The organism is Neorhizobium sp. P12A (assembly GCF_008365395.1).
In the GTDB taxonomy this organism is placed as follows: Bacteria; Pseudomonadota; Alphaproteobacteria; order Rhizobiales; family Rhizobiaceae; genus Rhizobium.
Window position 1 is genome coordinate 191,851 of record NZ_QOVX01000007.1, and the last position, 13,135, is coordinate 204,985.

The 13,135-nt window shown below is 59.3% G+C and carries 12 protein-coding genes; 6 read left to right on the forward strand and 6 right to left on the reverse strand.

Annotated elements, in window-relative coordinates:
- Positions 1-6: 6 nt before the first annotated feature.
- Both DTW90_RS20815 and DTW90_RS20820 read left to right on the forward strand, forming a co-directional pair.
- Positions 7-1,488, forward strand: a complete 1,482-nt coding sequence (locus tag DTW90_RS20815) for a glycosyltransferase family 39 protein (protein ID WP_188080000.1) — start codon at positions 7-9, stop codon at positions 1,486-1,488.
- A gap of 164 nt (positions 1,489-1,652) precedes the next feature.
- Complete coding sequence (locus DTW90_RS20820) at positions 1,653-1,928, forward strand: DUF1344 domain-containing protein (protein ID WP_132523515.1); 276 nt, start codon at positions 1,653-1,655, stop codon at positions 1,926-1,928.
- A gap of 87 nt (positions 1,929-2,015) precedes the next feature.
- Here the strand turns inward: DTW90_RS20820 and DTW90_RS20825 are convergent, their stop codons facing one another.
- Together DTW90_RS20825 and DTW90_RS20830 are read right to left on the reverse strand one after the other, a co-directional pair.
- A complete protein-coding gene (locus DTW90_RS20825) occupies positions 2,016-3,374 on the reverse strand; it encodes a HAMP domain-containing sensor histidine kinase (RefSeq protein ID WP_149340632.1) in 1,359 nt (452 codons plus the stop codon).
- Positions 3,361-4,038 carry a winged helix-turn-helix domain-containing protein gene (locus DTW90_RS20830; protein ID WP_132523513.1) on the reverse strand — a complete coding sequence of 226 codons (678 nt, stop codon included), beginning with the start codon at positions 4,036-4,038 and terminating at the stop codon, positions 3,361-3,363. The genes DTW90_RS20825 and DTW90_RS20830 overlap by 14 nt, the downstream gene beginning before the upstream one ends.
- A 299-nt stretch (positions 4,039-4,337) precedes the next feature.
- Here DTW90_RS20830 and DTW90_RS20835 point away from each other — a divergent pair, with 299 nt between their 5' ends.
- The gene (locus DTW90_RS20835; RefSeq protein ID WP_165927844.1) at positions 4,338-4,556 is read left to right on the forward strand and encodes a hypothetical protein; all 219 of its coding nucleotides are present in this window, start codon (positions 4,338-4,340) and stop codon (positions 4,554-4,556) included.
- Between the two features lie 26 nt (positions 4,557-4,582).
- Complete coding sequence (locus DTW90_RS20840; RefSeq protein WP_149340636.1) at positions 4,583-5,377, forward strand: hypothetical protein; 795 nt, start codon at positions 4,583-4,585, stop codon at positions 5,375-5,377.
- Between the two features lie 28 nt (positions 5,378-5,405).
- On the opposite strand, the gene DTW90_RS20845 is transcribed toward DTW90_RS20840, so the two are convergent.
- Genes DTW90_RS20845 through DTW90_RS20860 form a run of 4 tightly spaced genes read right to left on the reverse strand, consistent with a single transcriptional unit; the run spans position 5,406 to position 10,796 of the window.
- Positions 5,406-6,956, reverse strand: coding sequence for an adenylate/guanylate cyclase domain-containing protein (locus tag DTW90_RS20845; RefSeq protein WP_245512701.1), 1,551 nt, complete (start codon positions 6,954-6,956; stop codon positions 5,406-5,408).
- A 5-nt stretch (positions 6,957-6,961) separates the two neighbouring features.
- A complete protein-coding gene (locus tag DTW90_RS20850) occupies positions 6,962-7,327 on the reverse strand; it encodes a response regulator (RefSeq protein WP_132523509.1) in 366 nt (121 codons plus the stop codon).
- Positions 7,328-7,338: 11 nt separating this feature from the next.
- Positions 7,339-10,053, reverse strand: coding sequence for a response regulator (locus DTW90_RS20855; protein ID WP_132523508.1), 2,715 nt, complete (start codon positions 10,051-10,053; stop codon positions 7,339-7,341).
- Entirely contained in the window at positions 10,050-10,796 is a 747-nt protein-coding gene (locus DTW90_RS20860; protein ID WP_149340640.1) for a DUF3365 domain-containing protein, read from the reverse strand. Before DTW90_RS20860 ends, DTW90_RS20855 begins: the two co-directional genes overlap by 4 nt.
- A gap of 306 nt (positions 10,797-11,102) precedes the next feature.
- Between DTW90_RS20860 and DTW90_RS20865 the strand changes: the two genes are divergently transcribed.
- The gene (locus DTW90_RS20865) at positions 11,103-12,374 is read left to right on the forward strand and encodes a histidine kinase (RefSeq protein ID WP_149340641.1); all 1,272 of its coding nucleotides are present in this window, start codon (positions 11,103-11,105) and stop codon (positions 12,372-12,374) included.
- The gene (locus tag DTW90_RS20870; RefSeq protein ID WP_149340643.1) at positions 12,375-13,121 is read left to right on the forward strand and encodes a response regulator transcription factor; all 747 of its coding nucleotides are present in this window, start codon (positions 12,375-12,377) and stop codon (positions 13,119-13,121) included.
- Positions 13,122-13,135 lie beyond the last annotated feature (14 nt).

Here is a 13,135-nt window from a genome sequence, read left to right on the forward strand (position 1 = left end):
CGTTCCGTGTTAAGGACCTACGGAGGCGTCTCGGTTGCAGTTGCGGTTACCGCGCTGACCTTGTTTCGATTGCTGGCAATCTCACATATCAGCCTGGTGCCCGACGAGGCCTATTACTGGCTCTGGTCCAAGGTTCCTTCGGCCGGCTATTACGATCACCCGCCGATGATCGCGTGGTGGATCTGGCTGTCGACAACTATCGCCGGCAACAGCGTCTTTGCCATACGGCTCCTGCCGGTCCTTTCCATCGCGGTTACCTCGGCAGCGACCTATCTGACTGCGCGCGAGCTTTTCGACGACAGACACATCGCCGCGAGAGCGGCGATGTGGGTCAACGCGATGTTCCTGATTGGGTTGGAACATATCTTTGCAACGCCGGACGCGCCGTCGACAATGTTCTGGGCGCTTACGGTCCTCGCTCTGGCACATCTGCGACAGCGAGACCGCCCGTGGATATGGGTGATCGTCGGCCTTCTTGCCGGCGCAGGCTGCGTTTCCAAATATACCAATCTCTTTCTCGGTCTGGGGATCGTGGCCTGGTTGGCCCTTGATCCGGCTGCTCGTCGATGGAGATTGGACCCGTGGGTCATCGTCGGGGGGATTGTGGCATTTGTCACTTTCCTTCCGGTACTTTTGTGGAACCAGGCGCATAACTGGATATCGTTTCAAAAGCAGTTCGGTCGAATTGGAGAAGCGGGAGCGGGAAACTCGCATTTGGCAGAGTTTCTTGGCGGACAGTTTGGTTTGATCAACCCGGTTCTCGCCGTCCTTGCCTCGGTTGCTGTTTGGACCTACTTCCGGCGGCGGCAATATGCTGTGCAAAGCCCGCTAACGTTTCTGATCCTGCTCAACGCCCCCCTTTTCCTCTACATGCTCGTGCAGTCCAGTCACGATCGGGTCCATCCAAACTGGATGGCGCCTCTTTATCCGGCGCTTGCCATCTTCGCGGCCGTGGCGACCTCGTCCGAGTTTGGCTCGGCCCGCATGTTGCGTCTTGGTCGTTGGGCAACGCCTGTTGGCATCGGTCTGTCCTCTCTGATCCTCGCGATTTTCGCTACGCCGCTAGGCCGCGAGATGCCCCTGCGATCGCCCGCCGACAATGTTCTCGGCTGGCGAGGCCTCTATTCGAGCCTTGACGAGATTCGCCAGCGGACCGGGGCCGAATGGATCGCGACGACCGACTATGGGCTGACAGGAGAACTTGCCTTTCAGGCCAAGGACGAGGTTCCTGTCCGGCAGATTGTCGACCGACAACGCTATTTCTTCGAACATACGGATCCGGCGATGCTGGAAAAGATCGGCTTGCTCGTCGTGTCCGCAAATGAGGAGGAGCGTTTTCTGAAGTACAGGAAATGCTTCCAGACACTGTCGCCCGTCGAGACTGTCCATCGCCAGGCAGGCGGACGCCAGATCGAACTCTATTTTGTCGTGGCGGTCTCGCATGCACCCGCGGACCTGTTGTCGCGTGGATGTCAACTGTCCGGTTGAAGCGAAGGCGAGGCGCACGCCTGTTCCCGTCGCTCTGCCTTCATTTCGGATTTGTAAGGTTCCGGCAAAGTTGCGTGCAAGATCGGCGACTAGATTGAGGGGGCTGGCGGCATCGCCGGCTGCCCACAAGGGCAAGCAGACTCAATCAGCAATAGGAGTGAGCAATGTCCAGGAAGTCGCTTATGATCGCCGTCGCCTCCGTCGCCGTACTGAGTGCGGGAGCGGCGCTTGCTCGTGACGAAACCGGTACGATCACTAACATCGACGCCAAGGCGGACCAGATCACGTTGTCGACCGGAACTACAATCAATCTGCCCGAGCATATCGAGGTCCAGTCATTCAAGGTCGGTGAACGTGTCGCCGTCAAGTACACCGTTCAGAAGTCCGGAATTGCGCTCGCGTCGAAAGTCCATCCGATCAAGAAGTCCTCGGCTCCCTGAGAAGGCGGAAGCCTGACGCGTCCAGGGGAGGCCGGCCGAGATGACGTCCGGCTCCCAGCCTCGTTGAGGAAGCCATCCTGCGCTCCGCTAGAGCTTTCGAAAATCCAGGCACGCCTTCAGACCCGGCTTGTTGTCCTCCAAGGTGATGGTTGCCGAATGGAGGTCCGCTATCGCCTTGACGAGGCTGAGGCCCAGACCGCTTCCGGGGGTAGTCCTGCTTTTGTCCAGTCGGTAGAGCCGCCTGAAGACAAGGTTGCGCTCTCCGGCGGGAATTCCCGGGCCGTTATCGTCGACCGCAGCGCGAAAGCCGATCTCCGTGGGACGCAACGACATCGCAATGACAGTCTGTGGCGGACAATGCGTGATGGCGTTCTCCACCAGGTTGACGAAGAGCTGGATGAGAAGTTCGTGATCTCCGTTGATCATACAGGGATCCGAGGGTTGCGGCTCCAGTTTTAGGCTCTGCAGGCTGTCTTCTGCCACATCCGCATAGATCTCGCAGACCGACACCATGACGTCCCAGAGGTCGACCGCCTTGAACCGCGTCTTTCTCGCACCGGCCTCGATTTGCGAAATCCGGAGGAGCGCTTCGAACGTGCCGTTGATGCGGTCGCTTTCGTCCCTCGCGTCGAGCAGAAGGTCTTCGACATCCTCGGCCCGCTCCTGTCGCGAAATCGCCTGCTCGATCGTCAGGCGCAGCCGATTCAGCGGCGTCTTCAGATCGTGAGCGATGTCGGTGCTGACCTGCCTCATTCCTTCCACGAGACCCGAGAGGCGGACGAGCGCGTCGTTCATATGACTTGAGACGACGTCGATGTCGTCTCCATTGCCGCGGGTCGGAATGCGACGCGAAAGATTGCCGGCCGATACTTCGATCATCGTCTGCTCGATCGACCGGAGCCGATGCTGGGTGCGGCGCGCGAGCACGGCGCCTCCGACGATGACGGTCGCGACGATGATGACCGACGCCCAGGCGAAGCTCATCAAGGCTATGCGCTCGATACGGTCGGTTTCCTTATAGCTCTGGCCGACAATCAGCCTGTTGTCGCCGACGCCCCCTGCCATGATCCGGATCGGATCGTTTCCTTCTAGCCCGAAAGCGGTAGAGGGGAGGGTGGATATTCCCGGCGTGACACTGATGGCAGGGACATTGCCGGCAAGCTTCTTTCCATTCCCATCCAGAAGCAGGAACACCTGATCCTCGGAGCGCTTCAGCGCCGAGTAGGTATCGACGGCTGCGACGAGATCCTCAAGATCGTTCGACGAATAGGTGGACTGGACGATCGAGTAGGTGTCCATGATCGAGACGTCGAGCGACCGCGCGAGCTCTCGCCTCATCAGCCCGTAGGCGACGAGACCCGTGATGAAAAAGGCAACGATGAAAAACAGGCCGAAGGAGACTGCGAGCCTGAGTGGCGTGCTTCGCAGCAGCCTAGCGCGGTGCATGGATGCAGTATCCGGTATTTCTGACCGTATGGAGCAGCGGCACCTCGAACGGCCTGTCGATTTTCGCCCGCAGGCGGCTGATATGGGTCTCCACCACGCTTGTCTTCGGATCGAAGTGGAAGTCCCAGACCCGTTCCAGCAGCATCGTGCGGGTCAGGACCCGACCTTCGCCACGCATGAGCACTTCCAGCAGCGTGAATTCGCGTGGCTGTAGTTCGATGGCAACGCCCTGTCGACAGACCTGTCGCTTGACGAGATCGAGCTCGAGATCTGCGACCTTCAAGACAGTCTTCTGATCGAGGACCGGCGGACGGCGCGCCAAAGCATTCAGGCGCGCGAGCAATTCGGAAAACGCAAACGGCTTCGTAAGATAGTCGTCGCCGCCGGCCTCCAGGCCTTCGACCCGATCGTCGACGCCGCTCACCGACGTCAGGAACATTGCCGGGGTCTTTATTTTCGCTGCTCTGGCCGCCTTGATCAATGACAGGCCGTCGAGCCCCGGGATCATGCGATCGACGACGAGCACGTCATATTGCTCCCGAGTCACCTGGAACAGCGCATCCGTGCCATCTGATATGGCGTCACAGATGTGGCCGGCTTCGTTCAGTCCGCGGGAAATATATTCGGCTGTTTTTTTATCGTCTTCGACGACGAGAATTTTCATGCCCCTGTCGCGGCTCCGGGTGCGTGGCAAAATCAGGCCTACACATGCTCCACAAAGGTGTCTGCAACCTGAACGGCGCCTTACAAATCCGTAAGCCCGGCGCGCAGAGAACCTCGTTTCTTACGAAATCGTATTTTCCGGGCAAAGGGTCGGTATGGCCAGCCGGCTACAACCGGCCTCGTCAGAGCGCACATCCGGTGCGGACCATGATCAACCAGGCCGCGCAACGGCCGCAAATCGGAGATCACCCGATGTATTCATTCAAGCCCTCCCACTATGTCCGCGCCGCGATCCTCGCTATGACGGTGCTCCCTCTGGCGGCGAATGCCGCATCCGTACGGCCCTGCGAAGACGTGTTGAAGGAAATGCGTGCGACCAAGGCGTCAGCCACGCTCGCGCCCGACGTCAAATCGAAGGTGGACGCACTGGAAACGAAGGCTGTCGAACGTTGCAACGCCGATGACGACAAACGCGCCGATGGCTTCCTGCAGGATGCCATGAAGCTCATGGCCAAGTGAGGCTCGGTCCTGCCATGGTGATCGAAATGAAATCGGATCCATCCTTCAGCACTGCCGGCTTGATCAATCGCGTCCCACGCGTGACCGTTGACTTCTGGCTGATCAAGCTCCTTGCCGTGACGATGGGAGAGACCGCCGCCGACTACCTGGCGGTCAATTTGGGGCTCGGACTGACCATGACATCGGCGATCATGACGGTCGTTCTCATCGCCGCGCTCATCAATCAGTTCATCCGGCAGCAATATGTTCCCTGGTCCTACTGGATCGCCGTGGTTCTGATCAGCGTTGTCGGAACGCTCCTGACCGACAATCTGTCGGACAATCTGGGCGTACCGCTCGAGGCCTCGACGATCGGCTTCAGCATACTGCTCGCACTCACTTTCTTCATATGGTGGAGCTATGAGAGAACGCTGTCGATCCACTCGATCTTCACGACGCGGCGCGAGGCCTTCTACTGGCTAGCGATCCTCTTCACCTTCGCTCTGGGGACGGCGGTCGGCGATCTGATCTCGGAGAAATTCGATTTCGGCTACATAACGACAGGGCTGATCTTTGCCAGCGTTATCGCTCTGATCGCGATTGCCTATTTCAGTTTCAGCATGAACGGCATCCTGGCATTCTGGCTTGCCTACATTTTCACAAGGCCGCTTGGCGCATCGCTCGGAGACTATCTCTCGCAGCCGTCGGAATATGGAGGCCTCGGCTTCGGCACGGTCTATACCAGCCTGCTGTTTCTCGGGGCGATCATCATCACCGTTGTCTACATGACGGCGCATTATGAACCCGAGATGTCCTCGGACGCCGAGCATCGTGATTTATAATTGAGGTCCTGCCCGAGACGGCCGCCCATTACAGCAGGTAGGTCGTGTATTTGCCGATACCACGAATATCCATGACCTCGCGATGGGCCGCCAACTGCCTGTCGCCAAGGGCGTCAAAGGTTGTTTCGGATATCTGAATTCGCCCCGGCATGCCGTAGGACTCCATGCGACTGGCGACGTTGACCGTATGGCCCCACACGTCATAGATGAATCGCTTTCTGCCGATCAGGCCCGCAACGACCGGTCCGCTATGGATGCCGATGCGCAGCATGAGCGGCGGTTTGTGATCGGTGCAGACAGACGTTTCAGCGATCAATGCCCGGGCGAATGCGACGCCGACGGCGGCATGATCCGGCCGTGGGTTCGGCAATCCCGCAGCCGCCATGTAGGCATCTCCAATGGTCTTGATTTTCTCGACGCCGAATTGGTCGGCAAGCTCGTCGAAGCGGTTGAAAAGATCTCCCAATCTCTGAACAAGATCAGCGGGCGACGTTCGCGCTGCGAATTCCGTGAAGTTGACGATGTCGGCGAAGATGATGGTTACAACGTCGATCCGATCGGCGATGACGTCCTCTCCTCCCGCAAGCCGGCTGACCACCTGTTTGGGAAGCACAGCTTGCAGCAGCGCGTCGGCACGCTGTTTCTCGAATTCTATCTGCGCAAGATATTGCTTTTCGCGTTCACGCCAGCGCCGGCGTTCGAGGCAGGCGGCGATGCGGGCGCGCAGCAGGACGGGATCGATCGGCTTTCGCAGATAGTCATCCGCTCCGGCCTCGATGCAGCGGGTAACGGCGGCATCGTCCTTAAGCCCGGAGACCATGACGACGGAGATATCCCGAAAACGCCTGTCGGATTTAAGCCGCGCCAGAAGCTCGATGCCGTTGAGATCGGGCATAAGTATATCGGCCAGCACGAGGTCGAAATCCTGCTCGCAGATGATCCTCAGCGCTTCTTCGCCGGAAGCCGCCGCGACGACGACATGTCCCTCGCGACCAAGGCGGCGGCACAGAAGGTCGCGATTGGAAAGCGTGTCATCGACGATGAGGATGCGGCCCGCCCGCTCTGCCGCGATCGGGGAACGATCCGCCATCGTTCTTACGAGATTTGCGGCAATCATGCCATCGAACTCGACGGAAGGCGCCTGCCCCTCTTTGAGGATCGAGCTATCGGGCGTCTCGTCGATCTGGGCAAGAAGCTTGCGTGTCTCATAGACCACCTTGGACAGATCGCTGAGCACATGGACGGGCAGTGCATCCGCGAAATCCTCGATCACCATTTCGGAATAGCCGAGGATGGCGGTCACGGGGGTCTTGAGATCATGCCGCAACACGGCATCAAATGCAGGGACGTTCCCAGCCTGCGGTGCCTCGACGTCAAAAAGCTTGCCAATCAACAGGTTCAATTGCCGCGCGGCGCTCAATATTCTCTCAAGATCCGGCAAGGCATCGCTGGGGCCAAGTTCCCTCACCTCCTCGGTAATCAGCTCTTGATAGCCAAGGATCACCTGTGCCGGATCGACGATGTTCTGAGCGAGCCTGGCGATATAGATGCGGCGATCGACATCCGGAGATTGAGCCAAGTTCGTCATCCCCCGGTCAGTCGAGCGATCTTGTCGAGCAGCCCCGGCAATTCGATCGGCTTGGTGTCATAGTCGTCGCAGCCTGCTTCCATCGCCTTTTCGCGGTCGCCGGACATGGCGTGCGCGGTGAGGGCTATCACGGGTATGGCTGACGTGGCAGGGTTCTCCTTGATCCGCTTCGTTGCTTCCCATCCGTCGATCACGGGAAGGCTCATATCCATCAGGACGAGATCCGGCTTGGCAGTGACTGCGGCCTCGACGCCCGCCAGCCCATCCGTCGCGCTTACCACCTCATATCCCCGTTTTTCCAGCCGGCGGGAGAGCATGTCGCGGTTCATCTCATTGTCCTCGACGAGAAGAATCTTGACCATTCTGTCCCTCCCTATGCCTCTTCGCGCAATGGAACATGCCGCTTCACGGCGGCGATCAGATCGGCGCGGCCCTTCGTGCCCTTCCTGACGATTTCATTTGAATGAGTGTGAAGCCAATCCAGCTCGTCTCGCGTCAGATCCTTCGAGGTCACGACCACGATGGGGATATCGATCAGGTCCGGTCTGCTCTTGACCGCTTTGAGAAAGGCGAAGCCGTCGACATTCGGCATCATCAGATCAAGAACGATGATCGTCGGCCGGCCGGCTTCCAGCTGTTCGAGACCGCGGCAGCCATCGACGGCCTCCCGCACTCGCCAGCCTTCCCTTATCAGCAGCCTGCGGAAAAGTTCGCGGGTCGGCGGATCGTCATCGACGACGAGCACGTCATGCCGGTCTTCACCGGCAACCGCGTTCAACGTGTCGATCAACTGCTTCGGGTCGATCGGTTTGATCAGGTGATCGACGGCGCCGAAGGCCAGTCCCATTTCGCGATCCGCCACGACGGTCGCCAGGATGACGGGAATATCACAGATCGTGTTGTCGGACTTGATCTCGCGCAGCACGGACCAGCCGTCTTGCCCCGGCATGATCACATCGAGGACGATCGCGTCCGGACGCAACTTTCGGGCCTTCGCCAAGCCTTCTTCTCCGCTGGCAGCCTCAACGACGTCAAATCCGGCGCTGCGAACCGCCTCGGAGACCAGTTTGCGAGCCTGCGCCTCGTCATCGATCACCATGACAACGGCACGAGAGCATGGAATTTCCGCCCCATCGTTCCGTGGCGGCGCTTCGGGAACGACCTCGGTCTTGCTGACGGCCGGAATTACGAACCGGAAAGTCGAACCCTTGCCGAACTCGCTTTCGACCGTAATCGTACCTCCCATCATCGTGATGAAATGCTGTGTGATCGTCAGGCCGAGCCCGGTTCCGCCGTAGTTGCGGGTGGTGGATGAATCGACCTGGACGAAGGCCTGGAATAGCTTCTGCTGCTGCTCTTTGGTCATGCCGATACCGCTGTCGCTGACGGCGAACTCCAACCAGTCTCCGCCTTCGTCACCGTAGCGTCTCACCGCAAGCCTGATCTCGCCGTCTTCCGTGAACTTTGCGGCGTTCGACAGCAGGTTGAAGAGGTTCTGCCGCAGCTTGGTCTTGTCGGTTTCAATCTCGTCCGGTTCGACCGAGGCAGTCACCACCAGTCGATTGCGTCTCTTGGCGATCAGGGGAGCAATGGTGCTTTGGACCTCGATCAGCAGTTGCCGCAGGCTGAGACGTTCGACATAGAGCTCCATCTTGCCGGCCTCGATCTTGGAAAGATCAAGCACGTCATTGATCAGCGAGAGAAGATGGCGGCCCGATCCCATGATCTTGTTGAGGTCAGCAACGAAATCGGTCTGTCCAAGCTCGTTTGCATCCTCCATGAGGATTTCGCTGTATCCGATGATCGCGTTCAACGGCGTGCGCAGTTCGTGGCTCATCGAGGCGAGGAAACGGCTCTTTTCCTGGCTGGCGACTTCTGCTCCTCGACGGGCTGTCTCGAGTTCGGTCTGACGGCGTTTCAGATCCGTTATATCGGTATAGACGGCCACGGTACCGCCCTCCGGCGTTTTGCGTTTGGCTATGCGCACCCAGCTCCCATTGGAGAATTGCCGTTCGATCATGCCCTGAGGCTCATGGTGGCGGTGTATGGCGTCAGCCACCCAGCTCTCGACCCCCGCACTTCCCACTTTGGCCGTACCGCGTTCGACCTGTGCACGAACGATGTCTTCAAAGGGTCTTCCGGGCGTCATGAACTCTGCCGTTTCCGGAAACAATTCCAGATAACGCTGGTTGACCATGACCAGCCGATCATCTGGATCGAACAAGGCGAAACCATCGGGGATGGTTTCCATTGCTGTCATGACAGTATTGCGCTGACGCTCTGCTATGGCCTCAAGTTCGCGTCGCCTTGTCTGGCTGTCGCGTAGCAGCCGCAGCGTCGTGGAAAGTTTCCCGAATTCGTCGGCGCCCTCAGGCGGCAGCTCGACGTCTTCCTGGCCCTTCGTCAATTGCGTCATTGCCCTGTCGACGCGGCCGAGCGGGACGAGGATCGAGCGAAGCACCAGCCAGGTCATGACAATGCAGGCGATCGTCGTCACACCAACGGCAATCAGGGCGCGGATGTAGGTGTTGCGCGCTGTCGCATCGGCTGCGTCCCGTGCCAGATCGGCCTCGTTCTCAAGCCGTTGTTCGAGGGACATGAGGACGGCATCGACTTCATCGCTGTGGGTTCTGGCGGCGGCCAGGCGCGTGTTGCCGACAACTCTATTGTCGTTGGTATAGGCATCGACCGCTTCCATCGCCTTGTCGTAATAGGCGTTCGCGCCCTCGAGGATGGTGTCCGCTTCGGCCGGTGCGAACAGCCTGACATGGGTCAGATCCCCTTCCAGTGCTTTGCGAGCCGCTTCCGCTCTCCGCTCGGAGAGTGTGAGGAGACTGACCGAGAGGTCCGTCAGCCAATAGCGCAACTCGCCGAAATGCCGGTGTGCCTTTGCCGCATCGTCGAACATGTGAAAGCGTGCGTTGGCTTCCTCCACACGCCGTTGATTTTCACGCAGGTCGTGCGCCATAAAGGCGATGGTCAGCAGCAGAGCGCCGAGAAGACCGGCGGAAAGACAGATCAGCCGGAGCGGTATCTTTCGATTTGTGAGATGTCCGATCCGCGTCGGAATGGTCGCGAGCGCACTCATTTGAACAGCGTGATGCTGACCGCACCGCCCAGATCGCCTTCGGCTTTTCCCTCTTTGGGATAGCCCGTCACATCGACCTCGCCCTTGGGCTTGCCATGGCATGTCAGGCAGGATGCGGAATAATATTCGGGGATGAGCATGCGAAACGATGGGCGGCCATTGACCTCCACCTGCTCCGTGAAGGATTTGCCCTTTGGCCAATCGGGAGAGAGAAACTTGCTCTCGATGACATGCTGTTCCCAATTGTCGGGACGGGCCTTGCGGTTGCGGATCAGTTCCTCCGGGGCCGTCAGCTTTACCTTTGCAATATCGCCGACCTTTTCCTCGAACCGCTCGTTGACCAGGCGGGCGAAGGTTGAAGGAATGAACCCCTTGAAGCCGAGGCCCTTTGTATTGATCAACCCCTGGTGCTCGTCGACGACCTCCTTGATCGAGGCGACCTGGGCATCGAACAATTGTTTGTCCAGCGGGTCGAAATTCTGATCGGTTACGGAATCGCCCTTGCGTTGCGCAAATATCGCCAGCGCCTCGTCGACGACACGCTGCCCGGTCAGGTTCTTGTTCCCGAGGGTTTCGTCGTTGATCAGTGTTTGATGGCTCGAAATGACGGCTCTTCCGGCGCTCAACATTGCAGCGAGCCGGTCGCCTGTAACGATATCGTCTTCGTTGGCAGCAACAAAACCTGCCAGAGCGCAGACCGCGACCCCAGCAAAAAGGACACCACATATCAGGCCGCGCCGCATATTGAGCCCCATATTGTCGTGATTGCAGCGCGATAATATCAGTATAAGCTAAACTTCAAAAGTTATTAATGCCGCGTTCTCCGATGGCAGCCTCATGAAATGGCACTGGTCTAAATCACCCCGATGGGCGGAAGCTGAACGGGTATTCGACTGATCGTCCGATAGCGACCACGTTGGAGATCGTTGCATTCCCGGTCGGACGATGACAATGGGCCCATCCATCGATTTAGATCAAAGGAAAGGTAGCGCGACCGGTATCAGTTGCTGCATCATGGTCGAATGGGAGAAGAGGGAGGACTTCGAGCCATGACATATACGGCGGCGCAGCTGATGGACAGGCTGCTCTCGATATCGCGTGCCTTTGCCGGCCATACCGATCCCGGTGCTGCGCTGGGTGAGGTCGCCGTGGAGATCAGGACGCTTCTGCCGCATGAACACATGGATATTGCGGTGATCCTGGACGAAGGACGCACGCACATCTGCTACGAAACAGGTTGCCGTACAAGTTGGAGCGAGCTTGCCCAGCGTCCTCTGCCGGTCGATCTCAGTCCCGTGCGCGCCGTGTTGCGCGGCGAGGTGCCCTACCTGATGACGCAGGATGCCTTGGCCGATCCACGCTTTCATTTTCCGGGCGCGCTCGACGGTCCGATTTTTGCCGCCAACCTGCGCAGTCGCATCGTCGTGCCGCTCAGGGCGCGCGCCAATATCATCGGTGCCCTGAACATCAGCCTGCACGAGCCGGCTTACTATGATGATTCCCATCTTGAAATTGCGCAGCACTGTGCCGAGTTCATCGCGCCCTATATCTTCGCCCTGATCCAAAGCGAGGAGGCTCGGCGGGCGATGCTCGCGGAGAGCGATGCACGCAATCGCGAAGAGCTTCTGCGGGTGGGCGCTGCCCGTCTGACCGAAGGTATGGAACGCGAGCGACGGCGCATTGCCATGGATCTCCATGACCAGACATTGGCGGATCTCGCCCGTGTTGTACGCCAGGTCTCGGCTCTCCATCGGCAGGGCGTTGCCGGGTCGGCACAGCTTGCGGAACTGGAACGCGAGGTGGTCAATTGCCTGACGGAGTTGCGTCACATCGTCGACGACATGCGTCCGAGCGTGCTCGAACTGTTCGGTCTGCGCGATGCCATCGAGGCGCATCTGAACCGAAGCGTCAGTCGCGCGACGCCCTCGATCGCCGTACGAATGCATGATTCCAGCGATGGCGCTGCCGACGCGCTTCCCGAGCGCATATTGACTTCGATCTACCGAATTGCCCAGGAGGCGATCAACAATGCGGTCCGGCACGGTGCCCCGCGATGCATAGAGGTGCGGATCGACGCAACACCGACAATCCTGCGGGTGGTCGTCACGGATGATGGTATCGGATGCGACAATATCGACCCCGAAGCCGCCGGTGGCATCAGCCACATGCATACCCGCGCTGCGCTGATCGGCGCACGGCTGAGGATCGGTCGCGTCGGCCGCAAAGGTGGCACGCGGGTGGCAATCGAGATCACGCGGAGCTGGGGGGCAGCAGTATCGCCAGCATCGGAAGCACCGTTCGCAGCGATGGAGAGCCTTTAGATGTTAGTGATGGTTGCCGAGGACGACAGTCTGCATCGCACCTTTGCGCGGACCACGATCGAACATCTGTGGCCTGGCAATGTCGAGGTCATAGAGGCAAGCAGCGGCGATGTCGCCATCGACATGGCGCAGCAGCGCAAGCCGCCCTATGTGGTGCTCGATCTTCAGCTGCCGAAGGCGACCGGTATCGAGGTCGCACGCTCGATCTGGGCAAGTCGCGCAGACACGAACATCCTGTTCTGGTCGAATTTCGCCGATGAGTCCTATGTGCGAGGCGTAGCGCGCATCGTGCCGCCGGGCACTGTCTATGGATATGTGCTGAAGTCGGCATCGGAGGAGGGGATGCGGTCGGCGTTGCGCGGCGTCTTTGCTGAGGGGCATTGCATCATTGATCGTGAAGTGCGCGGCATCCAGCACCGTGTTCAGGACCGATTGGAAGGCATCACCGACAGCGAGTATGAGAGCCTCATAGACTTGGCGCTCGGACTGACGGACAAGGCGATTGCGGCGCGCAGGGGGCTTTCGACGAGAGGCGCTCAGGCCCGCATCCGTCATCTCTATGAGAAGCTTGGCGTGGCTGCGCTGGAAGAACCGGCTGACAACAACCTGCCCATATTCAATTCGCGGACGCGGGCAATCTATCTCGCACTGGCTCGCGGCCTGATCAATGTCGACGCCCTCCGGCGCGAGCAGCAAAATCTCGAGGACTGGCTCGATCGGGTCGATGTGCTGCCGAGGGAACGGTGAGCCACCTTTACGAG